27 protein-coding genes are annotated in these 25,808 nt (G+C 62.7%); 16 read left to right on the top strand and 11 right to left on the bottom strand.

The genetic code is table 11. The features are described from left to right. Positions 1 to 17: 17 nt before the first annotated feature. Both rpiA and ACOOEX_RS06015 read right to left on the bottom strand, forming a co-directional pair. Entirely contained in the window at positions 18 to 806 is a 789-nt protein-coding gene (gene rpiA / locus ACOOEX_RS06020; RefSeq protein WP_420397577.1) for a ribose-5-phosphate isomerase RpiA, read from the bottom strand. A 71-nt stretch (positions 807 to 877) separates the two neighbouring features. Beyond that, the gene (locus ACOOEX_RS06015) at positions 878 to 1,453 is read right to left on the bottom strand and encodes a thiamine diphosphokinase (RefSeq protein WP_420397576.1); all 576 of its coding nucleotides are present in this window, start codon (positions 1,451 to 1,453) and stop codon (positions 878 to 880) included. A gap of 223 nt (positions 1,454 to 1,676) precedes the next feature. Here ACOOEX_RS06015 and ACOOEX_RS06010 point away from each other — a divergent pair, with 223 nt between their 5' ends. Further along, positions 1,677 to 4,097 carry a hypothetical protein gene (locus ACOOEX_RS06010; protein WP_420397575.1) on the top strand — a complete coding sequence of 807 codons (2,421 nt, stop codon included), beginning with the start codon at positions 1,677 to 1,679 and terminating at the stop codon, positions 4,095 to 4,097. Positions 4,098 to 4,131: 34 nt separating this feature from the next. Here ACOOEX_RS06010 and ACOOEX_RS06005 read toward each other — a convergent pair whose 3' ends face one another. Both ACOOEX_RS06005 and ACOOEX_RS06000 read right to left on the bottom strand, forming a co-directional pair. Beyond that, positions 4,132 to 4,371 carry a DUF2842 domain-containing protein gene (locus ACOOEX_RS06005; RefSeq protein WP_420397574.1) on the bottom strand — a complete coding sequence of 80 codons (240 nt, stop codon included), beginning with the start codon at positions 4,369 to 4,371 and terminating at the stop codon, positions 4,132 to 4,134. After that, entirely contained in the window at positions 4,371 to 5,666 is a 1,296-nt protein-coding gene (locus ACOOEX_RS06000) for an adenylosuccinate synthase (protein WP_420397573.1), read from the bottom strand. Before ACOOEX_RS06000 ends, ACOOEX_RS06005 begins: the two co-directional genes overlap by 1 nt. A 224-nt stretch (positions 5,667 to 5,890) precedes the next feature. Between ACOOEX_RS06000 and secG the strand changes: the two genes are divergently transcribed. The 13 genes from secG to ACOOEX_RS05935 all read left to right on the top strand — a co-directional run bounded on the left by secG (position 5,891) and on the right by ACOOEX_RS05935 (position 17,226). After that, the gene (gene secG / locus ACOOEX_RS05995) at positions 5,891 to 6,259 is read left to right on the top strand and encodes a preprotein translocase subunit SecG (RefSeq protein WP_420397572.1); all 369 of its coding nucleotides are present in this window, start codon (positions 5,891 to 5,893) and stop codon (positions 6,257 to 6,259) included. Between the two features lie 163 nt (positions 6,260 to 6,422). Further along, on the top strand, positions 6,423 to 8,066 hold the full coding sequence (locus tag ACOOEX_RS05990; RefSeq protein ID WP_420397571.1) for a CTP synthase: 1,644 nt from the start codon (positions 6,423 to 6,425) through the stop codon (positions 8,064 to 8,066). A gap of 178 nt (positions 8,067 to 8,244) precedes the next feature. Further along, positions 8,245 to 8,826 carry an outer membrane beta-barrel protein gene (locus tag ACOOEX_RS05985; protein ID WP_420397570.1) on the top strand — a complete coding sequence of 194 codons (582 nt, stop codon included), beginning with the start codon at positions 8,245 to 8,247 and terminating at the stop codon, positions 8,824 to 8,826. A gap of 122 nt (positions 8,827 to 8,948) precedes the next feature. Continuing rightward, positions 8,949 to 9,854 (top strand): PhzF family phenazine biosynthesis protein, encoded by a 906-nt coding sequence (locus ACOOEX_RS05980; RefSeq protein ID WP_420397569.1) that lies wholly within the window; start codon positions 8,949 to 8,951, stop codon positions 9,852 to 9,854. 45 nt (positions 9,855 to 9,899) lie between these two features. Then, positions 9,900 to 10,340, top strand: coding sequence for a TerB family tellurite resistance protein (locus tag ACOOEX_RS05975; protein WP_071688393.1), 441 nt, complete (start codon positions 9,900 to 9,902; stop codon positions 10,338 to 10,340). A 3-nt stretch (positions 10,341 to 10,343) separates the two neighbouring features. Then, positions 10,344 to 11,033 carry a hypothetical protein gene (locus tag ACOOEX_RS05970; RefSeq protein ID WP_420397568.1) on the top strand — a complete coding sequence of 230 codons (690 nt, stop codon included), beginning with the start codon at positions 10,344 to 10,346 and terminating at the stop codon, positions 11,031 to 11,033. 5 nt (positions 11,034 to 11,038) lie between these two features. Further along, positions 11,039 to 11,803 (top strand): phosphate/phosphite/phosphonate ABC transporter substrate-binding protein, encoded by a 765-nt coding sequence (locus tag ACOOEX_RS05965; protein WP_420397567.1) that lies wholly within the window; start codon positions 11,039 to 11,041, stop codon positions 11,801 to 11,803. Between the two features lie 100 nt (positions 11,804 to 11,903). Then, positions 11,904 to 12,683 carry an ABC transporter ATP-binding protein gene (locus ACOOEX_RS05960; protein WP_420397566.1) on the top strand — a complete coding sequence of 260 codons (780 nt, stop codon included), beginning with the start codon at positions 11,904 to 11,906 and terminating at the stop codon, positions 12,681 to 12,683. 31 nt (positions 12,684 to 12,714) lie between these two features. Then, the gene (locus ACOOEX_RS05955; RefSeq protein ID WP_420397565.1) at positions 12,715 to 13,449 is read left to right on the top strand and encodes a transporter substrate-binding domain-containing protein; all 735 of its coding nucleotides are present in this window, start codon (positions 12,715 to 12,717) and stop codon (positions 13,447 to 13,449) included. Positions 13,450 to 13,506: 57 nt separating this feature from the next. Further along, positions 13,507 to 14,388 carry an ABC transporter permease gene (locus ACOOEX_RS05950; protein WP_420397564.1) on the top strand — a complete coding sequence of 294 codons (882 nt, stop codon included), beginning with the start codon at positions 13,507 to 13,509 and terminating at the stop codon, positions 14,386 to 14,388. Beyond that, positions 14,385 to 15,209, top strand: coding sequence for an ABC transporter permease (locus ACOOEX_RS05945; RefSeq protein WP_420397563.1), 825 nt, complete (start codon positions 14,385 to 14,387; stop codon positions 15,207 to 15,209). The genes ACOOEX_RS05950 and ACOOEX_RS05945 overlap by 4 nt, the downstream gene beginning before the upstream one ends. Positions 15,210 to 15,214: 5 nt before the next feature. Further along, the gene (locus tag ACOOEX_RS05940) at positions 15,215 to 15,892 is read left to right on the top strand and encodes a type 1 glutamine amidotransferase (protein ID WP_420397562.1); all 678 of its coding nucleotides are present in this window, start codon (positions 15,215 to 15,217) and stop codon (positions 15,890 to 15,892) included. A 110-nt stretch (positions 15,893 to 16,002) separates the two neighbouring features. Next, complete coding sequence (locus ACOOEX_RS05935; RefSeq protein WP_420397561.1) at positions 16,003 to 17,226, top strand: DegT/DnrJ/EryC1/StrS family aminotransferase; 1,224 nt, start codon at positions 16,003 to 16,005, stop codon at positions 17,224 to 17,226. Positions 17,227 to 17,329: 103 nt separating this feature from the next. On the opposite strand, the gene phaR is transcribed toward ACOOEX_RS05935, so the two are convergent. The 3 genes from phaR to ACOOEX_RS05920 form a co-directional block, all read right to left on the bottom strand. Beyond that, on the bottom strand, positions 17,330 to 17,884 hold the full coding sequence (gene phaR, locus ACOOEX_RS05930; RefSeq protein ID WP_071688402.1) for a polyhydroxyalkanoate synthesis repressor PhaR: 555 nt from the start codon (positions 17,882 to 17,884) through the stop codon (positions 17,330 to 17,332). Positions 17,885 to 18,061: 177 nt separating this feature from the next. Further along, a complete protein-coding gene (locus ACOOEX_RS05925) occupies positions 18,062 to 18,505 on the bottom strand; it encodes a Phasin (RefSeq protein WP_071688403.1) in 444 nt (147 codons plus the stop codon). Positions 18,506 to 18,641: 136 nt separating this feature from the next. After that, on the bottom strand, positions 18,642 to 20,423 hold the full coding sequence (locus ACOOEX_RS05920; RefSeq protein ID WP_420397560.1) for a PHA/PHB synthase family protein: 1,782 nt from the start codon (positions 20,421 to 20,423) through the stop codon (positions 18,642 to 18,644). A gap of 160 nt (positions 20,424 to 20,583) precedes the next feature. On the opposite strand from ACOOEX_RS05920, the gene phaZ reads away from it, so the two are divergent. Beyond that, complete coding sequence (gene phaZ, locus ACOOEX_RS05915; RefSeq protein WP_420397559.1) at positions 20,584 to 21,858, top strand: polyhydroxyalkanoate depolymerase; 1,275 nt, start codon at positions 20,584 to 20,586, stop codon at positions 21,856 to 21,858. 4 nt (positions 21,859 to 21,862) lie between these two features. After that, entirely contained in the window at positions 21,863 to 22,420 is a 558-nt protein-coding gene (locus tag ACOOEX_RS05910) for a DUF6151 family protein (RefSeq protein WP_420397558.1), read from the top strand. Positions 22,421 to 22,423: 3 nt separating this feature from the next. On the opposite strand, the gene ACOOEX_RS05905 is transcribed toward ACOOEX_RS05910, so the two are convergent. From ACOOEX_RS05905 to ACOOEX_RS05890, 4 genes are all read right to left on the bottom strand, one after another. After that, a complete protein-coding gene (locus ACOOEX_RS05905) occupies positions 22,424 to 23,116 on the bottom strand; it encodes an alpha/beta fold hydrolase (protein WP_420397557.1) in 693 nt (230 codons plus the stop codon). 24 nt (positions 23,117 to 23,140) lie between these two features. Beyond that, positions 23,141 to 23,731, bottom strand: coding sequence for a hypothetical protein (locus ACOOEX_RS05900; RefSeq protein ID WP_420397556.1), 591 nt, complete (start codon positions 23,729 to 23,731; stop codon positions 23,141 to 23,143). 92 nt (positions 23,732 to 23,823) lie between these two features. After that, positions 23,824 to 24,807, bottom strand: a complete 984-nt coding sequence (locus ACOOEX_RS05895) for an alpha/beta hydrolase (RefSeq protein ID WP_420397555.1) — start codon at positions 24,805 to 24,807, stop codon at positions 23,824 to 23,826. Beyond that, positions 24,800 to 25,546 carry an alpha/beta hydrolase gene (locus tag ACOOEX_RS05890; protein WP_420397554.1) on the bottom strand — a complete coding sequence of 249 codons (747 nt, stop codon included), beginning with the start codon at positions 25,544 to 25,546 and terminating at the stop codon, positions 24,800 to 24,802. Before ACOOEX_RS05890 ends, ACOOEX_RS05895 begins: the two co-directional genes overlap by 8 nt. Positions 25,547 to 25,808 lie beyond the last annotated feature (262 nt).

Here is a 25,808-nt window from a genome sequence, read left to right as displayed (position 1 = left end):
GCACAAGCCCCCGTGCATCAGTCCGAGACGTCCAAGAACAGGTTATCGGTGTCGATGATGTCGATCTGCTCGTGTTCGACGGTGCCGTTATTGATGTCGCGCACTTCGACGCTGCCATCGCCCGCGCCGATGATCACGATATCGCAGATATCCAGGAACAACCCGTTTTCCACGACGCCGGGGATCTGGTTGAGCACCAGAGAAAGCTGTTGCGGGTTGGGAATATGGCGCAAATGCAGGTCGAGAATGAAGTTGCCCTCATCCGTGCGGAAGGGCTGGTCATTGGCCAGACGCAGCGAGGTCGTGGTTCCCAGAACGTCGAGATTGCCGAGCATTTCCTCGATCAGCGCCTTGGAGGTCTGCCAGCCGAAGGGGATCACCTCCACCGGCAGAGGGAACGCGCCAAGCGTTTCCACCTGCTTGGTCGCATCCGCGATCACGATCATCTGATCCGACGCGGTCGCAACAATCTTTTCCTGCAACAGCGCGCCGCCACCGCCCTTGATCAGGTTCAGATGCGGATCGTATTCGTCGGCTCCGTCAATGGTCAGGTCCAGCCACTTGACCTCATCGAGGGTGGAAATCGGCACACCGACCTGCCGCGCCAGATCGGCCGTGCGGGTCGAGGTGGCCACGCCGGTCACCCGAATGCCCTCTTCGCGCACCATTTCGCCCAGACAGCGCACCATCCATGCGGCGGTCGATCCAGTGCCGAGCCCGACGCGCATGCCGTCCTCGACATAATCCACCGCCCGCTTGGCGGCCACGAACTTGGCTTTATCTATAGGAGAGAGCTCTGCGGTCATCGGCTTGCCCGTTTTGGTTCCGTCACGAGGCTATTACACAAGCAGGCCGCGCGGTGCGAGGGAAAAACCCCTCAGAACAGCGCCGAAACCGCCGCGGGAAGGTGCTCTTTTGGTAGGATCACCAGCATCGCAGGCTCATCAACCTCAAGGCACACCTCTTCGGCCACCACCCGGTTCGAGGTGCCGATGGCCCGCCCCGGCGCGAAGGCAATGCCGTCAATGGGCCATTGCAGCCCGTCCGAACTGCCACTGACGGCAGCCATGGGAAACAAGGACAGCCGCGTCCCGACGGGCAGCGCCAGCCGCAAGGCGGGCGGGCAGAGAAAGACGATATCCTGCTCGGCCACGACAATGCAGCGCGGGACAGTGCAGCGCATCAGTGTGTGCCAGGCGGCCAGTTCATGATCGGTGCGCCGTCCCGTCATCCCGAGCGCCAGCACGCCGGGTGCATCGATTCGGGCCAACGCCTTCTCGAAATCGGTGCTTTCCTGCTCGGACACGTGAATCAACCTGTCCGCAGGCAACTCTGCGCGGGCCCTTGCCGACAGGGAATCGAAATCGCCAACCACCAGATCGGGCACATATCCCAGTTCCAGCGCCCGGTCGGCCGCCCCATCGGCCGCCACCAGCACTGGCGCTTTTCTCAAGGAATCGGCAAGATCACCTGTGCTAACGTCGCCACCGCCCAATATTGTCACCAAAGTGTCATATCGGAAGGACCCAGATGCGCTTTCCAAATTCTCGCCGTTTTTCGCGTCAGAAATCACTGAATGGCCCCAATGCCGTCCCGTTTGGCTGGAATAGGTTTGTTACACCTTTTCTCAAGATGGTAAATTCCGGGATCGAACTCGGACGAGCAGAGATTGAGCCATGAGCGACGAAAACAAGATCCTTACAGTATCCTACGGGACGTTCTCCTGCACCTTGGAAGGGTTCGACAATCCGTTCGAAGCAATGAAGGCCATTGCGGAATATTTCCGTGATCTCGCCGCTGGTGACAGGTTCTTCGGGGCGGAACCCCCGACCCCCGACACCGAGATGCTGCACCGGATCACCGAAGACGCCATCCAGGCCCGCGTCGATGCGCGGATCATGGAAAGTGGCCTGCTGCTGCGCCCCTCGGCCTATCGTGATGCAGATGACGCGGAACCGCTGGATGCGGGCGATGTGACGGAGGCTGCGGCTCCGCAAATGGCGGCGGAAATCTCTGACGCGGAAGACGCTGATACTGATGCTGCGCCCGAGATGGAAGCACCAGAGGCCGAAGCAGAGCCGGCGGAAATGCGCGAAGAGGCCGCGGAAGCCGGGGATGCGCCTGCTGCAGAAGATGACGCTGCTGAAGATGATCAGGCCGAGTCCGTAGAGGACCCCGCGGCAGAGGATGCGACGCAAGCAGTCGTTGCGGACAGCACCCCGTCCGTGGAGGAACCCGCCGACGAAGCGGAGACCGGGGAAACCGCTGACGCAGAATCCGAGGCAGACGCTGTCGCCGCCATAAACGACCAGCCCGAAGCAGTTGCAGATGCAGAGGCCGAACCGCAGGCAGAGGCCCCCCGCAGCGATTCCATCGCCGCAGCCGCTGCAATGGCCGGTGCCGCCTTTGCCGCTGCCATGGCAGATCCTGCCGAGGCTGCTGCCGGCGAAGAGCCCGAAAAAGAGGCCACAGTGGACGCAGCGGAGTCCGGGGCCGAAAACGCTCTGCCCGACACCGCCGAACCCGGCGAAGCCGGAGAGGACACGCTGTCCGCCGTGATGCAGGCCATGGCGACGGTTTCGGATGACGATCTGGAAGATGATGCCGCCGAAGCCCCGCAAGCCATTGCCGAGACCGAAGACGACACAGACGACGCCGCAGAGGATATCGCTGCCGCACTGGCGGACAGCATCGCTGCCGCCGATGACGTGATCGAAGACGCCGCCGAGGAAATCGAAAACACCGCCACCACCCTGGCGGAAGAGGTCTCGGATCAGGCGCAAGAGGTCGTTGAAGAACTGTCCGAGACGGCACGCGAACCCGCCGAGGACAGCTATCCCGACCCCGACAGCGTGGCCGCCAAGCTGGCCCGCATCCGCCGCGTCGTGGCCATGGAAGAGGACGAAGAGGCCGCTCCCGCGACCGGATACAGCGAGGACGAAGATGATAGCGACCCTTTTTCCGATGGTCCGGCCGCTGAAGCGGCAGAAGATACCGCCCCGGAGGCCGTGACCGAATCCCAACCTGTCGCCGCCGAAGCCGAACAGGACGCCCCCGAGGCTGAACCCGCGTCAGCACAAGCGCCCGCCCGAGCCCCGCGTGTCTGGGTGATCCGTGGCCGCGCGCCCGAGGCACAGAATGCGCCCGAAACCGCTGATGCCAGCCCCGCCGCAACGGAGGAAACGGCTGCGGTGGACGTTCCCGCCGAGGAGGACGCCACCCTGGCACCGGATGCAGAAGCCGAGTTGCAGCGCGAGCTGGCGCAGATAGAAGCCGAACGCGAAGCCCGCCGCGCCGAACGCGAAGCCCGCCGCCAGCACATGAGCGGCGGCGATGTGGCCGAGGCCAATGTCAGCCGCCTGTTCGACGCAACCGACAGCCACCTGTCCACCGATGAAAGCACCCGTCGCCGGGCCAATATCGAACACCTGAAAGCCGCCGTCGCGGCCCGTGCCGCCGAAGAACAGCTGACCGGCCCTCAGGAGCCGCGCGACGATACCGCCCAGTATCGCGAAGATCTGGCGCAGGTCATGCGCCCGCGCCGGGTTCAGAACAACGGCCGTCGCCGGTCCGACCGCCCGGCCAGCGAACAGCCGCGCCAGACCCCGCTGGTTCTGGTGTCCGAACAGCGCGTCGACGAGGGCAACAACCGCCCCGCCCCGCAGGCCAGCATCGTGCGCCCGCGCCGCGTGACCCGTGGTGGGGCCGCCCTGGCCCATGCGCAGCAGGAGGACCGGGACGAGGATCAGGCCGCGCCATTGACGCTGGCCGCGAATGATCGCGTGACGCGCATGCCCGAGCCCGAGGAAAACCTGTTCGACACGGACCAGAGCTTTCACGCCTTCCTGCAAGAAAAGGACATCGAGGACCTCACCGAAGTGGCCTCGGCTGCCTGCGGCTTTCTGGCCGTGCAGCGCGGTCAGCAGGTCTTCAGCCGCTCGGAAGTCATCCGCATGGTGCAGGACCGCCCCGGCGACAGCGTCACCCGCGAAGAGGCGATCCGCGCCTTTGGCAGGGTTCTCAATGACGGCCAGATCGAGAAGATCCGGCGCGGTCAGTTCCGGCTATCGCCACGCTCGCCCTATTCGAACGATTGATCCGGCAGCATCTCACGCGAAACCGCGCCCGGGCCTAGTCGCCCGGGTTTTCGTCGTGCCCGGCATCGGGGTCGGCCTGTCCCACGCCCTTGAAGATGGCGCGGAAGGGCAGCGCCCACAGGATGCCGAGGGCAACATAGATGCCCAGTTCCAGCAGGATGGAGGGCCGGTCAAACAGGCTCAGCAGGAACCAGGCCAGCCCGATATAGACCGGCAGCCCCACCAGCAGAATGATCAGCGACCAGCGGCGCCGCGCTTTGTAGGACAGCGCCATCAGTCGGCAAACGGGTCGGTCACGAGGATCGTGTCGTCCCGCTCCGGGCTGGTGGACAGAAGCGCGACGGGGCATTGGATCAGCTCCTCGACCCGGCGTACATACTTGATCGCATTGGCGGGCAAATCGGCCCAGGACCGCGCGCCCTCGGTCGATTCCGACCAGCCGGGCATTTCCTCGTAGATCGGTGTGCAGCGGGCCTGCTGATCCGCCGCCGTGGGCAGATAGTCCAGCCGTTCGCCGTCCAGATCATAGGCCACGCAGATTTTCAGGGTTTCGAACCCGTCCAGAACGTCGAGCTTGGTCAGCGAGATGCCGTTGATGCCGCTTGTTGCACAGGTCTGGCGCACAAGGCAGGCATCGAACCAGCCGCAGCGGCGCTTGCGGCCCGTGGTGGTGCCGAATTCGTGGCCGCGTTCGCCAAGGCGCTGGCCGTCCTCGTCCTCCAACTCGGTCGGGAACGGGCCTTCGCCGACGCGGGTGGTGTAGGCCTTGACTATGCCCAGGACGAAATCAATCGCATTGGGGCCGATGCCCACGCCGGTCGCGGCCTGTCCGGCGATGACGTTCGAAGAGGTCACGAAGGGATAGGTGCCGAAGTCGATATCCAGCAGCGCCCCCTGAGCGCCTTCAAAAAGGATACGCTTACCGGCACGGCGCTTTTCGTTCAGCACCTTCCAGACCGGCGCGGCAAAGGGCAGGATCTGCGGCGCGATCTCTTTCAACGCAGCGATCAGCGCGTCGCGGTCGACGGGGTCGATCCCCAGCCCACGGCGCAGCGGGTCGTGATGTTGCAGCGCGCGGTCAACGCGGGCGATCAGGGTGGCCTCATCCGCCAGATCAGCGACACGGATGGACCGGCGGCCCACCTTGTCTTCATAGGCGGGGCCGATGCCGCGCCCGGTGGTGCCGATCTTGGTGCCCTTGCTGGCGGCCTCTTCGCGGGCGCGGTCAAGCTCGCCATGGATGGGCAGGATCAGCGGCGTGTTCTCGGCGATCATCAGGGTCTCGGGCGTGATCTCCACCCCCTGTTCACGCACGGTGGCGATCTCGTTCATCAGGTGCCACGGGTCCAGCACCACGCCATTGCCGATGACGGAAAGCTTGCCGCCGCGCACTACGCCGGAAGGCAGCGCGTGCAGCTTGTAGACCTTGCCGTCGATGACCAGCGTATGGCCGGCATTATGCCCGCCCTGGAACCGGGCGATGACGTCTGCACGCTCGCTCAGCCAGTCGACGATCTTGCCCTTGCCTTCGTCGCCCCACTGGGCGCCCACGACAACCACATTGGCCATGTCCGAGGTTCCTTCCTGATCAAACCGGGCCGTGTATAGCGATGGCCTTGCGCCTGTGAAACCGGAAAGTGTGGCCCGAATGGACGCAGCCCCGCGCGGCACAGCCCGGTCGAGCGCACATTCCCGGCAATTCGTGCTGCAACTGCATGGTGAAGGCTCTTGCGGCGGCCTGACGCATCCCATAAGTAGGCTCCAAAGAATGCAAGGCCCGGGAAGCTGCCCACATGGAAAACGTCATCCTCGTCGTCCACCTGATCCTGGCCATCTGTCTGATTGGTGTGGTTCTGCTACAGCGGTCCGAAGGTGGCGGTCTCGGCATGGGTGGTGGCGGTGGCGGCGCAATGACCGGGCGCCAGGCGTCAACGGCACTTGGCAAGATCACCTGGATCTTCGCGATTGCATTTCTGGCCACCTCGCTGACCCTTACCATCATTGCCGCCCAGAATTCTTCTGGCGGCTCGGTGCTCGACCGCATCGGGGCAGCGCCTGCCGAATCTTCGGAAGACACCGCGGTTCCGGCCCTTCCGGGGGACGGTCCGTTGCTTCCGCCCGCTGAAACCGATGCGCCGCTGGTTCCACCGCGCGCTGACTGATCTCAATAAATCTTGGGGTTACGGCCCTTATTCAAACACCATCTAGCGGCCGGCTTGCCCTGACCGTGCGAATCCTGTTATCCTCAAATCCCGTGAAATAGGGATTGAGCGACCGGGATTTGCCGTATTTGGCTGACCGGTCCGGCACGGGGGATTGCACCACATGGCGCGATACATCTTCATCACCGGCGGGGTTGTGTCCTCGCTCGGGAAAGGTCTGGCATCCGCGGCTCTGGGGTCGCTGTTGCAAGCCCGTGGCTTCACAGTCAGGCTGCGCAAGCTCGACCCCTATCTGAACATCGATCCCGGCACCATGTCGCCCTTTGAACATGGCGAGGTGTTCGTCACCGATGACGGGGCTGAAACCGATCTGGACCTCGGCCATTACGAACGCTTCACCGGGGTTCCCGCCTGCAAGACCGATTCCGTCAGCTCGGGCCGAATCTATTCCAACGTGCTGGAGAAAGAGCGGCGCGGCGAATATCTGGGCAAGACCATTCAGGTGGTTCCCCACGTCACCAATGAGATCAAGGACTTCCTGGCGATTGGCGAAGACGACGTTGATTTCATGCTGTGCGAAATCGGCGGCACCGTGGGCGATATCGAGGGCCTGCCGTTTTTCGAGGCCATCCGCCAGTTCAGCCACGACCAGCCGCGCGGGCAATGTATCTTCATGCACCTCACGCTGCTGCCCTATCTGGCCGCCTCGGGTGAGTTGAAGACCAAGCCCACGCAGCACAGCGTCAAGGAATTGCAATCCATCGGCATCGCGCCCGATGTGCTGGTCTGCCGCTCGGAGCAGCCGATCCCCGACAAGGAACGCGAGAAGATCGCGCTGTTCTGTAACGTCCGAAAGGAGGCGGTGGTCGCGGCCTATGACCTCAATTCCATCTACGAGGCACCGCTGGCCTATCACCGCGAGGGGCTCGATCAGGCGGTACTGGACGCGTTCGGCATCTCGCCCGCCCCGCGCCCGGATCTGAGCGTCTGGCATGACGTGGCGGACCGCATCCACAACACCGATGGCGAGGTGCGCATCGCCATCGTCGGCAAATACGTTCAGCTCGAAGACGCCTACAAGTCCATCAAGGAGGCGCTGACCCATGGCGGCATGGCCAACCGGGTGAAGGTCAAGGCCGAATGGATCGACGCCGAGATCTTCGACCGCGAAGACCCGGTGCCCTATCTGGAAGCCTTCGACGCGATCCTCGTCCCCGGCGGCTTTGGCGAGCGGGGCACCGAGGGCAAGATCAAGGCCGCGCAGTTTGCCCGCGAACACAAGGTGCCCTATCTCGGCATCTGTCTGGGGATGCAGATGGCGGTAATCGAAGCGGCGCGGAACCTTGCCGATCTGGGCGATGCCGGGTCGGAAGAGTTCGACCATGAATCCGGCAAGAAACGATTCACCCCTGTGGTCTATCACCTCAAGGAGTGGGTGCAGGGCAACTACACGGTGAAACGCAAGGTCGATGACGACAAGGGCGGCACCATGCGGCTCGGCGCCTATGACGCGACGCTGAAAGAAGGGTCGCTGGTGTCGAAAGTTTACGGCTCCTGCGCGATCGAGGAACGCCATCGCCACCGCTATGAGGTCGATATCAAGTATCGTGAGGCGCTGGAGGAAAAGGGGCTGATCTTCTCCGGCATGTCGCCCGATGGCGCGCTGCCCGAGATCGTCGAACATGAGGGCCATCCGTGGTTCATCGGCGTCCAGTTTCACCCAGAGCTGAAGTCGAAACCGTTCGAGCCGCACCCGCTGTTCCGCGATTTCGTGCGCGCCGCAAAGGAAAACTCGCGCCTCGTATGACGATCAACTGACTGAATTAAATGAAAAATTCTGCCCTCGCCCGGTTGTCCGGAGCGGGGGTTAACTTTTCTGTCACTGTCTTTGAACCGTCACCCGGCCTGCAACGACCTATCCTTGAAAGCCATTTCAGCAGCTTCTCATCACCGCCATAGGCCATAAACGACCAAGGACTTTTATCATGACCAAAACCTTTACCCCCCTTGCCTCCGCCATTGCCCTCGCCGCCGCTCTTGCCGCCTCCTCGGCCCATGCCGACGCGACCAGCTTCGACGGCTTCTATGGCGGTCTTGCCATCAGCTCTGTCGGGCTCGACCCGAACTTCTCGGCCTCCTCGATCAGCAACGCTGTGGGCTATGAGCTGTTCGCAGGGTACAACCATGCCCTGAACAGCAACTGGGTTGTCGGCGGCGAACTGAGCTTCGGGGCCTCCGGCGGTCACAATGTGTCCGGCGGGGCCACCGTCGTCGATCTCGAAAACATGATGACGATCAGCGCCCGCGCCGGCTATGTCTTTGACAACACGATGATCTATGGCCGCTTGGGCTATCAGACCGGCGATCTCGCCATCTCGACCTCTGCGGTCACGCCCGATCTTGACGGCGCGGTCTTCGGTCTGGGTGTCGAGCATATGTTTACCGAAACGATGTCCGGCCGCATCGAGCTGAGCCACTCGGTTCTGGACCTGTCGGGCACGGGCGTCCCCGCCGGGGCCGAACTGGACCGCACCGCCCTGTCGATCGGCGTCGCCTTCCACTTCTGATCCCACATCCTCGCGACTTCGGCGGGCGGGTGCAGCAATGCCCCGCCCGTTTTCTTTGTCTTGCATCCCAAGCCGCTTTCAGCGCCAACTGATTGGACGCTTCCCATGGAAAGGCCTGCCCGATGACTGCCCTGCCCTTCGCCACCTGCGATGTTTTCACTGACCGGCCTTATACCGGCAATCCGCTGGCCATCGTTGAGCAGGCCGATGGGCTGACCACGGCGCAGATGCAGACCATGGCGCGGGAATTCAACCTGTCGGAAACCATTTTCGTGCAGACGCCCGACGACCCCGAACACAGTGCCAAGGTCCGCATTTTCTTCCCGACGGCCGAGATTCCCTTTGCCGGTCATCCCACCATCGGCTGCGCCATTCATCTGGCCAGGCAGCGCAACGAGGGCGCGGATTGGGACGATCTGATCACGCTGGAGGAAGTGGCCGGACTGGTCCCCGTGACTGTCAGCAGCCGTGACGGGCAGATCCGGGCGGAATTCACCGCGCCGCAACTGCCCGCCCCGCTTGGTGGCGACACGAGCCCCGAACTGATCGGCAAGGCGCTTGGCCTGTCGGCGGGACAGATCGGCTATGGCAGCCATGTGCCGCGGGTCTGGAAGGCCGGGCCCGATTTTCTGTTCGTGCCACTGGCCGGCCCCCATGCGCTGGCCGCCGCCAAGCCCACGGGCGCGGCCTGGGCCGAACTGGCCCGCAACACCAACGAATCGGTGTTCCTGTACACTCCTGCGGGCGACCATACGTTCCGCACCCGCATGTTTTCCCCTGATCATGGCATCCCGGAAGATCCCGCCACCGGATCGGCCTCGGCCATCTTCGCGGCGCAGCTTTTGGCGGGTGGCGATCTGGACCCGGAGGGCAGCACCGCCTTCACCCTGATCCAGGGGGTAGAGATGGGGCGCCCCTCGGAAATCGGGCTGAGGGTCGCGTGTTCGGGCAGCAAGATCACCGCCATCCAGGTTGCTGGCAGCGCCGTGCCGGTCATGTCCGGCCACATCATGCCACCGCTGGACTGAACCTTTGGACTTGGCAGTCGTGAGACATCCGCTTATCTGGGAAATATGTTCGGAGATCTCATAAGACGCCTGACGGCCCCGGAACCCGCCCCCCTGCCAGAGCTGGACGCACGGCTCGCGCTTGCCGCCCTGCTGGTGCGCATTGCCAAGAGCGACGGTCACTATGATGAACGGGAACTAGCCCGCATCGACAAGATCCTTGCCGAACGCCATGGCTTGAACCCGGTCGAAGCAGCCAAGTTGCGCGCGCAGGCCGAACGGCTGGAGCACGAAGCCCCGGACACCGTCCGATTCACCCGCGCGATCAAGGATGCCGTGCCCTACGAGGACCGCGAAGCGGTGATCGAGGCGCTCTGGGCCGTGGTGCTTGCCGATGGGGTGCGCGACCACGAGGAGGATGCGTTGATGCGCATGACAACCAACCTTCTGGGTGTCAATGACCGCGACAGCGCGCTGGCCCGCCAACGGGTCGAAGCGCGGGGTTAAGCCGTGCTGCGGGCGCTGCTGGCCAGTCTGGCTCTGGCCACGCCTGCCCTAGCGCAAGGTGTCGAACCTGCCGATTATCCCGCCATACTGAGAGACGCGCTCGCCATCGTCGATTTCGAGATCCTGCCGCCCCGCGCGGAACCCGGCTATTCCGTCGATCACGGGATTGCCTTTGCAGGGGGACGCATGGGAACCGGCTTTGCCGGGCAGCGCATTTGGGCCGAAAACGGCTTCGACCGGCTCGGGGGGCGGCCCTTCGGTCCGCTGACGCTGGTCACCGGCCCCGCAGGCAGGGGGCTATCGGTGGCAACGCATCGCGGCTTCGGCTCGATGGCGGTCTATCCCCTTGGCCCCGCAGGCTTTCCCGCCATTGAATCGCGGGGCGAAGGCAGCATTGCAGTGCTGTTCGACGAGGATATCTGTCAGGTTGGAATGCGGGTGCACAGCGATTATCCGGACCCGCTTGGCGCTTATGCGACCGCTCGTGGTGAGGTTCTTCTGACTGTTTATGGCCGCGAGGGAACCCGTCTGGGCCAGCTCTCGTTTCACCTGCCGCTCGGCATGTCGGCCCATGGCTTGCGCAGCGCTGACAGCCGGTCCACCATCGCCGGGCTGACACTCGAAAACACCGATCCCGGCGGCATCGCGATTGACGACCTTGCCTTCGGCCCCTGCGCCCAGACTCTTGGATAGACCCGATGCATGCCTCTCTGCCCATGTATGACCGCCCGGAAATGCGGGACCAGACGGACCGCTTCTGGGCTTTGACCCGCGATGCTCTGCGCGACCTTGGCATTGATGCGCCCGAGGTGCTCACGCGGGAGTTTGCGAGCCCCTGGAACCTGTGGCAATCGCCCGACCTGCTGCTGTCGCAGACCTGCGGACTGCCCCTGAGGGCGCGGCTCCATGACAAGGTGCAACTGGTCGCCACACCGGATTTCGCCTTGCCCGGTTGCGCGCCGGGACATTACAACTCGGTCCTGATCACCCGGGCCGAGCATTCAGACACCCCGATGACGGCGCTTCTGAAAGGCCGTATCGCGATCAACGAGGGGCTGAGCCAATCAGGATGGGGGGCGCTCTGTCGCTACGCAGCCGATCTGGGCCTCACCCCCGCCCGGCCGATCCTGTCGGGCGGCCACGCAATGTCTGCCCGCGCGGTTCTGGAGGGGCGGGCCGATCTGGCCGCCATCGACGCACAAACCTGGCGGCTGTTGCTACGCTATGAAGCCGACCTCAAGGCGCTTGTCGAACGCGATCGCACCGCCCCCACCCCGGCCCTGCCGCTGATCACCGCCCGGGGCCGCGACCCGGAGCCGCTCATCCTTGCGCTGCAAACGGCACTTTCCGCGCTCCCCGATCCTGACCGCCAAACGCTCGGACTGGCCGGGTTCGCCCGCATTCCGCTTGCCGATTACATGGCGCTGCCGGTGCCGCCAAATCCCGACGATCTGCCGCAATGACGGGCAAATCCACGGGTGGACCCGAGGTCACCCGACAGATGCGCATTGCATTTACGCCATTTTTGCGCAGAAATCGCTGAGGTCCACAGGGAACGATAGAGTGACAGACCAAGCACCGCCCGTCATCGAAATCACGGGACTACACAAGAGTTTCGGAAATCTGCACGTTCTGAGGGGCGTCGACATGCGGGCCCGCGCGGGTGACGTGGTGTCGCTGATCGGGTCATCGGGGTCGGGCAAGTCCACGCTTCTGCGCTGCGCCAACCTACTGGAAGACAGCCAGGAGGGCGTGATCGCCTTCGAGGGCGAGGAGGTGCATTGGAAAGGCTCCGGCCATGGCCGCCACCCGGCGGACCGCGACCAGATCCGCCGCATCCGCACCAACCTGTCCATGGTGTTCCAGCAGTTCAACCTGTGGGCGCATATGACCATCCTGCAAAACGTGATGGAGGCGCCGGTCACCGTGCTTGGCCGCGACAAGGCCGAGGTGGAGAAAGACGCGCGCATGTATCTCGACAAGGTTGGCATCGGCGACAAATGCGATGCCTGGCCTGCGCAGCTGTCGGGCGGGCAGCAGCAACGGGCGGCGATTGCGCGGGCGCTGTGCATGCGCCCCCGCGCGCTTTTGTTCGACGAGCCCACCTCTGCGCTCGACCCGGAACTGGAACAGGAGGTGGTCAAGGTCATCAAGGACCTCGCTGCCGAGGGCCGCACCATGATCCTCGTCACCCATGACATGCGGCTGGCCCGTGATGTGTCGGACCATGTCGTGTTCCTGCATCAGGGCAAGATCGAAGAAGAAGGCAACCCCGAGGACCTGTTCGGCAATCCGCAATCGGAACGCCTGCAACAATTCCTCAGCCACACCACGTCGAAATGACGAAAACCAACAACCAACTGGGAGTAAGACAATGAAAAAAATCGCATTTTCCGCCGCCATCCTGGCGCTGACGGCAGGCGCGGCATTCGCCGACGGCCATGGCCGCACCATCCGCATGGGCACCGAGGGCGCCTACCCTCCGTACAACTTCATCAACGATGATGGCGAAGTCGACGGGTTCGAGCGTGTTCTGGGCGACGAACTGTGCGCCCGTGCGGGTCTCACCTGTGAATGGGTCACCAATGACTGGGATTCGATCATCCCCAACCTGACCTCGGGCAACTACGACACCATCATCGCCGGCATGTCGATCACCGACGAACGGGATGAAGTCATCGACTTCACCCAGGACTATATCCCGCCGACCCCGTCGATCTATGTGGCCCTGTCCGATGATGTGGACCTTGCCACCGGCGTGATCGCGGCGCAGGCCAACACCATCCAGTCGGGCTATATCGCCGAATCCGGCGCCACCCTGCTGGAATACGCGACCCCCGATGAAACCGTGGCCGCCGTCCGCAACGGTGAGGCCGACGCCGTCTTCGCAGATATCGACTTCCTCACCGATATCACCGACGAAGATGATGAGCTGATGGTCGTGGGCGACCCTGTGCCGCTTGGCGGTGGTGTGGGCATGGGCCTGCGCGAAACCGATGGCGAGCTGCGCGAGATGTTCAATGCGGCCATCACCTCGATGAAGGAAGACGGCACGCTGAACGCGCTGCTCGTTGAGTGGTTCGGCGACGACGTGCCGACCTACGAATAATCCGACCCCGGCGCGCGGCGGGTTCGTCCTGCCGTGCGCCAATCCCTGCGAGGTCCGATGTTCGAGTTCTGCGCCGATCCTTCCACGCTTGACACTGCCCCATGGTTCGCCTGTTACCTGACCAACGGCGTCCATATGCTGTTCTATCAGAGCTTCCTGACAGTGCTGCTGCTGTTGGCCATCACCGCCCCAGTGGCGCTGGCTTTCGGATTCATCGGGGCCTCTGCCAGCCGGTCGCATATCCTGCCGATCAGCTGGATGGGCAAGCTTTACACCTCGATGGTGCGCGGCGTGCCGGACATCGCCTTTTTCCTCTTCTTCGTGATCGCGCTCGATCAGGCGCTGGAATGGGTCAATCACCAGATCCAGTGCCCCGACTGGGACGAACCCATTCGCCAGGGCGCGAATTTCGTGGTCTGCCAGGCGGCGAAAATCCCGCTCAGCTCCGCCCCGCAATGGGTGCACGAGGTCTATAACTACTTCATCGCGGTCTTCACCTTCTCGATCGTGTTCGGGGCCTTCGCGGCGAATGTGCTGTTCGGGGCCATGCGGGCGGTGCCGCGCGCACAGCTTGAAACCGCAGAGGCTTATGGCATGACCCGGCGCCAAACCTTTTGGCGCATTCTTGTCCCGCAGATGTGGATCTACGCGTTGCCGGGCCTATCCAACCTCTGGATGATCCTGATCAAGGCTACGCCGCTGTTGTTCCTTCTTGGGGTCGAGGATATCGTCTACTGGGCGCGGGAACTGGGTGGCAGCCGCACCTCGCAATATGCCTATCCGCATCCCGACTGGCGGCTCTGGTATTTCCTGGCGCTTTTGGTCTTCTACCTCGGCTTCACCCGCGTGTCGGAAATCGTGCTTGGCCGCATCACCCGCCGACTTAGCCACGGACAGGCCACCGCTGGCGGTGAAGCGCAAAGAAAGGCCGCGGCATGAGTTGTTGGGAAACCGTTCAGGCCTATGCCTTCCGCTCGCTCGGATATGGCGAACGCCTGTTGCCGCGGGGTGAAATCAGCCTGTGCGAACAGGTCACCCTGATCGGCTCGGGCATGATCTGGAATATCTATTTCGGGGTGCTGGCGCTGTTCTTTGGGTTCTTCTTCGCCGTCACGCTGGCCGTGGCCAAGAACAGCCACGCGAAATGGGCGCGCAAACCGGCGGAGTGGTTCATCTTCGTCTTCCGGGGTTCGCCGCTCTTCATCCAGTTCTTCCTGGCCTATTTCGCTTTGGTCCGCCTGCCCGAGGAAATCGGCACGCTCGACATAAGCTGGTTGACCGATCCCTTTGCCAAGGCCTGGCTCGGGGCACTGATTGTTCTGTTCCTGAACACCGCCGCCTATGCCGGTGAGATCTTCTATGGCGCGCTGCGCTCGATCCCCAAGGGCGATCTGGAGGCGGCGGATGTCTACGGCATGTCGGGGTTCAAGCGCTTTCGTCGGGTCGTCTACCCGACTATGCTGCGGCTCGCGTGGCCCGCCTATACGAATGAGGCGATCTTCCTCTTCCACGCCACGACGCTGGTCTATTTCTCGGGCTTCCCTGCCTTCCGCCAGCAAGGCGATGCGCTCTATTACGCCAGCTATTTCGCGGACCGGACCTTCAACCCCTTCGTGCCCTATCCGATCGTGGCCATATTCTTCATCATCCTGACGCTGATCGTCATCACCGTCTTCAGCCTGATCAATCGGCGCCTGAACCGCCACCTTCCAAGCGAACGCCGCGCCCGCGTGCGCTACCGGCCGAACCTGATCCGGTAGCCCCCATGCGGATCGGCATCCTTCAGGCGGAGGAGTTCGACGCCCCCACCCAAGCCGCGCTTGGCCCCTATCAGGGACTGTTCGAACGGCTGCTGGCCGGGCACGGGTTCAGCTACCAGGCGTGGAATGTGGAGGCGATGGACTTCCCCGACAGTCTGGACGAGGCCGAGGGCTGGCTGATCACCGGATCGACCGCCGGGGCCTATGAAGACCACCCATGGATTACGCCGCTGGAGGACATGATCCGTGCCACCCATTCCAGTGGCAGGCCGCTTGTGGGCATCTGTTTCGGGCACCAGATCATCGCGCAGGCGCTTGGCGGGCGGGTCGAGAAACACGCAGGCGGCTGGTGTGTGGGCCGCCATGTCTACCAGATCGAGGGGCGAGAGGTGCCTCTGAATGCCTGGCATCAGGATCAGGTTGTCACCCTGCCCCCTGCTGCTCGTCGACTCGGCCAATCCCCGTTTTGCGTAAACGCGGTCCTCGCCTATGGCGACACCGGCCTGACCTATCAGCCGCATCCGGAGTTCGATACCGGGGTGACCGGCTTCTTTGCCGATAGCCTCGAGGGCAAAGTCCCGAAAGCCAACCTGGACGCAGCAAAGGCCGCTCTTCACCTGCCCACCGAAGGCTGCATGATAGGCCAGCAGATCGCCGCGCATTTCCTGCAGAACCGGGGCTGAAAGCCGGACATTTGGTGCAGAAATCCGCTGAAACGGCGGCTTCTGTCTTTGACCTGTTACGATTCCAATGTAAAGAAAATCGAAATACTGATTTTCGAAAAGGTGAAATCATGGCGCTCGCCCCTAATGTCTATGACGCCGAGCCGATCCCGGAAAGCGCCCGCGCCGAGGTGGAGCGGCTGCTCGCAACAGGCGATCTCTTTCGCTACACCGCGCCCGAGGATGCACCGGTCAGCCTGCTGGAACGCGAATTCGCGGACATGATGGGGATGAAATACGCGCTGGCGGTGTCGTCCTGCTCTGCCGCGCTGTTCCTGTCGCTACTTGGTTTGGGCCTGCAACCCGGCACCCGCGTGCTGATCCCCGCCTTCACCTTCGCCGCCGTGCCGTCCGCCGTGGTGCATGCCAATTGCCAGCCGGTACTGGTCGAGGTGGGTGAGAACTACCGCATAGATATGGAGGACTTCGCTGCCAAGCTGACCGATGACATCGGTGCCGTGATCATCAGCCATATGCGCGGCCACACCTCCGACATGGATGCGATCATGGCGCTCTGCGATGCGCGCGGCATCCCGGTGGTCGAAGATGCGGCCCATTCGCTTGGCACCACATGGCATGGGCAGAAGATCGGCACCATCGGGCGTGTGGGCTGTTTCAGCTTCCAGTCCTACAAGCTGGTCAATTCCGGTGAGGGCGGCATTCTGGTGACCGATGATGCCGATCTGGTGGCCCGGGCGGTCATCATGTCCGGCGCCTACGAGCATAACTGGGCCAAGCACAAGGCGCCCGAGGGCGACAATACCGGCGATCTCGCCGCTGCCTTTGCCCGCTGGCAGAACCAGTTGCCACTCTATAACCTGCGCCTGTCCAACCTGTCTGCCGCGATTGTGCGGTCGCAATTGCCCGAGGTCGCCCGCCGGGTGCGCGACGGCCGGCGCAATCACGATTATGTGGCCGGGCTGCTGAATGGCTCGCCCTGGCTGTCGGTGCCCCCCGCCCTTCCGCCGGAAGAGCGGGCACCGGACTCGATTCAATTCAATCTGGTGGGTTTCGCCGATGACTCTGAGGCACGCGCTTTTGCAGACGCGGCAGCGGCCCGTGGGGTCAAGGTACAGGTCTTTGGCCTGTCCACCGACAATGCCCGCGCCTTCTGGAACTGGCAGTTCATTCCCGGCGATCAGCCCGACCTGCCCCGAACGCGCGCCATGCTCATGCGCGCCTGCGATGTGCGCCTGCCGGCGCGGCTTCAGAGGGACGATCTCGATGTCATCGCCTCGGCTCTCCTGGCTGCGGCCGAAGACGTGAAATCCCAGACCCGCGCCTACGGGACCTGACGAAAACTTTTCACGAAAAGTTTTGAAAAAGAAGATTTTTCCGGAAAAATCTTCCGGCTTTCGCGCCTGAAGGATTTTCGAGAAAATCCTTCGTCGGCGCGGATCACAGCTTGGACAGTTTCGACTGAAGTTCGGCCAGTTGTTTCTTGATCTCGGAAAGCTCGTCCCCGGCCTCTTCGCTGCCCTCGTCCTCCGACGCGGCAGGCCCCGACCACTGGCCGGACATGCCGCCGGTCATGGCCTTCATGAAGGCCTCTTGCTGCGCGCGCATCGCCTCGAACCCAGGCATGCTGGCCATCGGGTTCAGCGCGGTCATGTTCTCGACCATTTTCGACTGTCCGTCGCGCAGCATCTCGAAAGACATGGCCAGAAACTCCGGCACGACGCTCTGCGCCTGCGTGGTGTAACTGCGCACCAGATCGGTCAGCACCCCGATGGGCAGCACGCTTTCACCGCGGCTTTCATGTTCAGCGATGATCTGCAGCAGGTATTGCCGGGTCAGATCGTCGCCCGATTTCAGATCGACGATCTTCACCTCGCGGCCTTCGCGAATGAAGCCTGCGATATCTTCCAGCGTCACATAGTCTGACGTCTCGGTATTGTAGAGCCTGCGGCTGGCATAGCGCTTGATCAGCAACGGTGCATTCGTGTCAGCCATAGCCAACTCCCTTATCCTTCACACTGCATTGCAGCATGGAGAGCCTAGTCCTTTGTGCACAAAAAGCAATCACCTGACCGCACAAAAGAAAAGGACGGGCCCGGGGTGCGGGTCCGTCCTTCTGGAATTCGCGCGGAGTGGGAGGAAATCCGGGCGAAATCAGCGCTGTCTGGCGCCTCAGGCGGCAGCAGCTTTCTTGGCAGCGGTGGTCACCTCGGCGGTGGCCTTCTTGACGGCTGCGGTTGCTTCTTCCGAAGCTTCCTTGCCGGCGGCCATCATCAGTTCGACAGTTTCCATCTGCACTTTCTTGGCAACCTCGGCGAAAGCGGCCAGGGTTTCAGCGGTCATTTCGGCCTGTGCCGATGCGAAATCGGTCATCGACTTGGTGTAGGCGGTCGGCTCGTCCTTGACCTTTGCAACATCGCCAAGCTTGGCCAGAGTGTCCTTGGTCCACTGGGTCGAGATCTCGGTCGACTTTTCAGCGGCTTCCAGAGCAACCTTGGAGAACTTCTCGCCCATTGCGGCGGAAGACTTGAACGCGTCATTGTAGGCGGTCATGTCAACGGGGAAAGCAGCCATTGCTTCGTTGATGTATTTGGTGAAATCGTTGGTCTTGGCCATGGGTCTGTCTCCTGTTTGTCCCGCTCGGGGACGGTAGGGTTTGAATTCTGCGTCTGCGAAAGAATATGCATGCTGCGGCGCAGCAAATCAAGTCTTTTTCTGCGCCGCAGCAAAATATTCACAAACCCCTTGGAAATCAGCCCTTTGTCGTCACCAGAACATAGGTTCCAGGCGCATCGCCAAGTGTTTCATGGCCCGACTCACCCGGTTCGCGGGCGGGAACCTGCGCCCCTGACCGGCGTTGCAACCACTCTTCCCACACAGGCCACCACGAGCCCTCATGGAAATCCGCACCCTCCAGCCACTCGTCCGCGGTGCCTTTGACCTTGGGATTCAGGAAGTGGCCGTATTTCTTCTTGGAGGGTGGATTGATGATGCCGGCGATATGGCCCGACTCGGACATGATGAAGGTCTTGTCGCGGCTGCCGAACTGCGAAAAACCGCGATAGCAGTTCTTCCACGGCGCAATATGGTCGGTCTTGGTGCCGACGGAACAGACCGGCAGCTTGATGTCGCGGATGCTGACCGTTTCACCCAGAATCTTGAAGCCCCCCTCGGCCAGTTCATTGCCTTGGCAAAGCTGGCGCAGGTACTGTTTGACCATCCGGCCGGGCAGGTTGGTGCTGTCGCCATTCCAGTAGAGCAGGTCGAAGGCGGGCGGCGCTTCGCCCATCATGTAGCTGCGCACGGCGGGGCCGTAGACCAGATCGTTCGACCGCAGAAAGCTCATGGTCTTGGACATGAAGAAACTGTCGAGGATGCCCTTCTCGGTGACTTGCCGTTCAATCGCGTCGACGAAATCATCCTGCAGGAAGACGGTAAACTCCCCCTGATCGCTGAAATCGGTGAGCGTGGTAAAGAAGGTGGCCGATTTGATCGACTTGTCGCCGCGTTTTTGCATCAGCGCCAGCGTGGCCGACAGGGTCGTGCCCGCAATGCAATAGCCCACGGCATTGACCTGTTTCTCGCCGGTGATCTCCTTGGCGACCTCGACCGCCTGAAGATATCCTTCCTCGATATAATCCTCCAGCCCGACCTCGGCGTAGCTGGCATCTGGGTTCACCCAGCTCACGACAAACAGCGTATAGCCCTGCTCGACGATCCAGCGGATCAGCGAGTTCTGGGGCTTGAGGTCCATGATGTAGAACTTGTTGATCCAGGGCGGGAAAATCACCAAAGGCGTGCGATAGACCGTGTCGGTCTTGGGCGCGTACTGGATCACCTCCATCATCCGGTTGCGGAACACGACCTTGCCTTCTGCGGTGCCGATGTTTTCACCGACCTTGAAGGCATTGGGGTCCGACAGGGTCGGCAGCAGCTCACCCTTGTTGGCCTCGATGTCGCGGACAAGGTTTTCCAGCCCGTCCACAAGGCTCTGCCCATCCGTGTCGATGGCCTTTTGCAGCGCGTCGGGATTGGTGGCGAGGTAATTCGTCGGCGCAAAGAGGTCGATGATCTGGCGGGAAAAGAACTCCACCCGGCTCTTTTCCTTCTCGTCCAGCCCCTCCAGCTCGGCCATGGATTGTTCGATCGCCTGCGAATTCAGCTCGTACTGTTTGCGCACGAAGCGGAAATAGGGATGGGTGCGCCACATGGGATTGGCAAAGCGTTTGTCCTTGGGGGCGTCTTCGTCATCCTCCGGCATCTCGAACTGGCCCGAGGCCAGCGCCTGCTGCGTTTCGATGAAATTCTCGACCGCCTTGGACCAATAGGCCACCTGCTGGCCCATCAGCTTGGTGGGGTTGGTCATCATCTCGTTGAAAAAGGCCGACCCCGCTTTCATGTACAGATCCTGCCCCGGCCCGGACATGCCCGGTTCGGTCGTCAGATCCTTCTGACCGAGGGCGGCCACCATCCGTTTGGACAGCTCCTCCATCTTCGCGAGATTCGCATTGAGGCGTTCAAGATTGTCCCCCATGTCGCTGTCTCCTCCGTCTGCGTGCTGTGCCATGACTTGATTTTGCCCTCTCAATGCTGCATGTGCATATAAGCCTTGCCAGGGTGAGGGGGCAAAGCGACGAAATGATCCGGGTCCAGATGGACCGGTCGTTCCTCAGTTTTGCAGGAGTCACAGCGCGATGAAACATCTTCTTACTTACGACATGATGGAATCGATCCGAGTGACCAACCAGTGGCTCGGGTCCACCGCGCGCGCGATGTGCGGCTACCCCCAGCTCGGGTTGATCCCGAATCCGATGATCAAGCTGACCGCCGCCTGGGGCGAGGTCATGGAACGCAGCTTCGAACGGATGATCGCGAAGCCCGACTGGAACATCCATTCCATTCCCGGCACCGATGGCCGCGACCATCTTGTCGATATCGAATGCGTGATGCCCCGCCCCTTTGGCGACCTGATCCGATTCAAGGTGCAGGGCCGCGCGCCCACGGGCCGCAAGGTTCTGCTGGTTGCGCCAATGTCGGGCCACTACGCTACGCTGCTCCGCTCTACCGTGGTCAGCCTGCTGCCCGACTGTGATGTCTACATTACCGACTGGCACAATGCGCGCGACATTCCGGTTTCGGAAGGCAAGTTCGATATCGAGGATTATACGCTCTACCTCGTTGATTTCCTGCGCGAAATGGGGCCAGATACCCATGTGATCGCGGTCTGTCAGCCTGCGCCCCTCGCGCTGGCCGCGACAGCCTATCTGGCCGAGGAAGACCCCGACGCGCAGCCCCGCACGCTGACCCTGATCGGCGGCCCGATCGACCCCGATGCCGCCGCAACCGACGTCACCGATTTCGGCAACCGCATCACCATGGGCACGCTGGAACGCCATGTCGTTCAGCGCGTCGGTTTCAAATACATGGGCGCGGGCCGGATGGTGTATCCCGGTCTTCAGCAGCTCAGCTCCTTCATGGCGATGAACGCGGAAAAACACGCCAAGGCGTTCTCCAACCAGATCCTTGCCGTCGCCAAGGGCGAAGCCTCGGATCACGACAAGCACAACCGCTTCTACGACGAATACCTCGCCGTGATGGACATGACGGCGGAGTTCTACCTGTCTACCGTCGAACGCATCTTCAAAGGGCTGGAGATCGCACAGAATCGCTTCACCGTCGCAGGCAAACAGGTCGATCTGGGCAAGATCACCACCGTCGCGGTCAAAACGGTCGAGGGCGGCAAGGACGATATCTCGGCCCCCGGTCAATGTGTCGCTGCGCTGCGGCTTTGCACCGGCCTGCCGGAATCGAAGAAGGCCAACTACCTGGAACCGAACGCCGGGCACTACGGCATCTTCGCCGGGAAAAGCTGGCGTACAAATATTCGCCCGCTGGTGCTGAACTTCATCGACGCCAATTGCGATGTTCCCAAGACCCCGGTCAGCGCCGTCACCACGGCCGCCGAATAGTCCCATGACGGCAGGCGCAGATATTCCCTTCGCCTGCCGCTGCGGCACCGTCACCGGCATCCTGCATGATGTGCGCCCGCAAGAGGGCACACATGTCGTCTGCCACTGCAATTCCTGCGCCCGCGCGATGCAGCTTTCGGGTCTGGGCGACGCGGCTGCGGGCGGCGTCGACCTATGGCAGACCACCCCGGACCGGATCGAGATCGCCACGGGCGCCGACCGGCTGATCCCGGTTCAGCTGTCGCCAAAGGGCCTGTTTCGCTGGACGGCGCAATGTTGCGATACGCCGATGATCAACACCTTCGGCTCCCCTTCGCTGCCCTTCGCGGGCATTCTGACGGGCAACCTGTCCGATCCCGCGCCCCTTGGCCCTGTCATCGCCCATGGCTTCGTCACTGGCCCAAACGGCAAGCAGCGCCACCAGAATGGCGGCCGGGTCATCTGGCGCTTTGTAAAACGCACCCTCGCCGCAAAGCTGGGACGAAGGGGCAAACAGAACCCGTTCTTCAAACCCGATGGCAGCCCGATCAACGCGCCGGTGCTTGCCCCGAGGGTGGACTAGCGCTCAGGCCCTCAGCATCCGATCCAGCAAATCGGTGACCTCCTCGGGCTGCTCCAGCATCGGCAGATGCCCCGCCTCTTCCAGCACCACCAGCCGCCCTTGCGGCAGCAACCCGGCCATCACCTCGTGCCTGCGGGCCGGAAACAGACGATCATGCGCGCCGCAGACGACGAGCGTCGGCACAGGCAGGCGGCGCAGCGTTCCTTGCTGATCCGGGCGGCGCTGCATCGCGCGGGATTGGGCGTGAAAGGCATCCACGCCGGCCCGTTCCGCCATCTGCCGGACAATATCCAGAACCCCGGCACGACCGGTCCCGGGCGCCAAAGCCCCCGATGGCAGCGCCTCGGCCATCGCATCTGCAAGCCGACCCGCCCGCGCCCGCGCAATCATCGTATCGCGCGCCGCCGCGACGCCCGGCAATTCCGACAACGCATCGGTCGAGATCAGCACCAGCCGCGTGACCCTGTCCGGCGCGAGGCGGGCCAGTTCCATCGCCACCATCCCGCCAAGGGAATGGCCGACCAGCGCACAGCGTTGCGGCAATCCCTGCAAGGCAAGGCTGGCCATCTCGCGCACAGAATCGGATCCGGCAAGCGAGGCGATCTGAACCGGACGAGCCAACGACAGGGCCTCGATCTGATGCCGGAACGCCCGCGCGTCAGACATGAAACCCGGAATGAAAACAACAGGATCCATCGTTACAATTTCACTGAACCGATCTTATCCTCCCTGTCCTCTCAGGGTCATGACGGTCTGCGCGGCATGCTGGGGCACCCCGACACCCATGGCGGCCCAATGGTCGTCACAAAACCGGATGGCCTGTGCAAGGTTTTCCGAAAGACCCGTCCCGGACAGTTGCGCGATTCGCCGATCTCCGGCCCAAAGCTCGCTCGGCCCGCCAGCCAGCAGAGCCGTGATCAAAGGATCGCCCATGGAAATCACCACACCCCAATCACCGACCATCTCGTTCCACTGAACCTGAGGAAACTGATAGCCAAGCCCGCCGATGGAAAAGATCACATCGGACCGGCGTCCGGCGTCCGGCTGGCTCCAATCAATGGGGCCAAGCGCCTCGGTCATCGACACATGGATGATATAGGGGTCATAGGGCCCGCCGCCCTCGCCATAGGACCAGTCCGCAGACGGATAATGGCCCGCACAATTGAAGCTGATCGGGCCACCCTCGGTCCCGGTGCCCGCGAAGAACCAACCCTGGGAAAAGTCCGACTGAATGCCCCAATCCTGCGCCATGGCAGGTCCGGCCAGCGCAAGCACGCTCAGGCCTGTGAAAATCGGTTTGAGAAAGCCCATGAAACACCCCTGTCTGAAAACACTTTCCGACAGAGTTGCAGAGCCCCCGCCTTTGGGCAACCGTTTTGCGATGCCCAAGCGCGGCTGGCGACTCAAGGGAGCGTTGCGTCAGCCCATTCAAGAATGACATCCGTCACCGGCCCCGTCATCGCGGGACTGAGGATATCGCCCGCAATGACATGAAAAAACGGGTCCGCTCCTGTTTCCGGCAGGTCTTGCGGGGCCAAGGTCACCGCACCGCCCCATCCGGCCAGAAAGTCGCGTGTCGCCGCAGCCGATACCACGCGGTCATTGTCGGAGAAAATCGCCAGAACCGGGGCTGAAACGCCGCTGTAGTCGCGTGCTCTCGTTTCTCTCATCAGGGTGCCGAGGCTGGTCAACACATCGGTGCCGTAGCGCGTGGTCCAGTAACGCCCATGTCCCTCGTTCAGGGCGTCCCAGGCCCGTTCCTCGCCTGCCAGCAGCGGCACGATCCGGCGGGCAAAGGCCAGTTCGGTGATCACCGCCGACGGGTTCACGACCCGGAAATTCGGCGACACCATCACGAGGCCCGCCACATCCGCAGCCATGTCGGGCTCGGTCATGGCATAGCTGGCCAGCGTCGCCCCGGTCGAGGTGCCCATGATCAGCACCCGCTCGCCCGCCGCGCGGGCCAGATCGAGAAACAGCGCCGCATCATTGGCCCACTGACTGGCCGTCGCCGCTGCCAGCGCCTCCCCACCACGCCCATGCCCGGTCAGGCGCGCATAGATCAGGTTCGCGCCCAGCGCTTCGGCCACATTGTCGGGCACCGGCCTGATTTCTTCCGAGGTGGCGGAGAAGCCATGCAGATAGAGGATCGACAGCGGGGTTTGGGTGCCCGGTTCACTGGCCCAGATCACCCGCGCCTCTGCGCCGGGGGTGATATCGTCCAACGCCGCCTCGCGCGCGGCCAGAACCTCTGCAACACCCCTGCCCTCAATGGACACAGGCGCACCCCGTTCGATGCGCTCGCGCGGGCCAAGCAGCAGCAATCCAGCCGCCAGAACCACCACCAAGACAAGGGACAGGACAAGCCGTTTCAAAAGTCTAAACATGGGTCAGCACATCCTCGATGGCCGTCTCGATCCGCGACAGGCAATAGTCATCGGAAAAGCGATGGTCCGCCCCTTTGACCAGTTCCAGCCGGATATCAGGGCCTTCCACATGATCCAGCAGGCGCAGCGCGACGGACATGTCTACATCCTCATCCGCCGTGCCTTGCAGCAGCCGCACCGGGGCATTGACGGTCAGCGGGCTGCGCAGGACCAGTTGCTGGCGGCCATCCTCGATCATGCGTTTCGTGATGATATAGGGCTCACCGTAGTCAGAGGGCAGAGCAACCTGTCCGGTCTGGTCCATCTCGGCCTTTTGGGCATCTGACCAGCTATCCCACATCCCGTCCTCGGTGAAGTCGGGCGCGGCGGCGATGCCCACCAGACCCGCCACCAATTCCGGGTGCTTGCGAGCGAATAGCAGGGCCTGCCATCCACCCATGGAGGATCCAACGAGGATCTGCGGGCCTTCCGTCAGCGTCAGGATCGCGGCCTCGGCATCCTCGGCCCAATCGCCGATACAGCCCTCGGCGAAGGTGCCAGAGCTTTCGCCATGCCCGGAATAGTCGAACCGCAGGAAGGCGCGGCCCGTGCGCTTGGCCCAGGCCTCCAGATGCAGCGCCTTGCTACCCTGCATGTCGGATTTGAGCCCGCCTAGAAACACCACCCCCGGACCGGCTCCAGCGGTCTGGTGAAAGGCAATTCTGCGGCCCTGTTTGGTGGTCAGCGTATGTGGGGTCATGGTCCGGTTGCCTCCTCTTTGCCCATGGTTTTGCCCGTGGCGCGGCTTGGGAACAAGAAATTATGGCCCCACTCCAGCGAAATGGTGGCCTTGGATCGGGGTGACATTGCGTCAAGCAAGGACCACTCCTACCCCCTTAACGTTAACAGACGGGGTTAAGGTTAACGCCACGGGAACGGGTTCAGGCCGGACAGGTGCATCCGCCCTTGACACGCGCCGCGCCAGGCGTCACCTCTGCCCACCGAAACCATATACCCGCAAC

It is taken from the genome of Nioella sp. (assembly GCF_965215655.1).
In the GTDB taxonomy this organism is placed as follows: domain Bacteria; phylum Pseudomonadota; class Alphaproteobacteria; order Rhodobacterales; family Rhodobacteraceae; genus Nioella.
The sequence above is the reverse complement of the archived record's forward strand: the minus strand, read 5'-3'. Positions and strand labels throughout refer to the sequence as shown.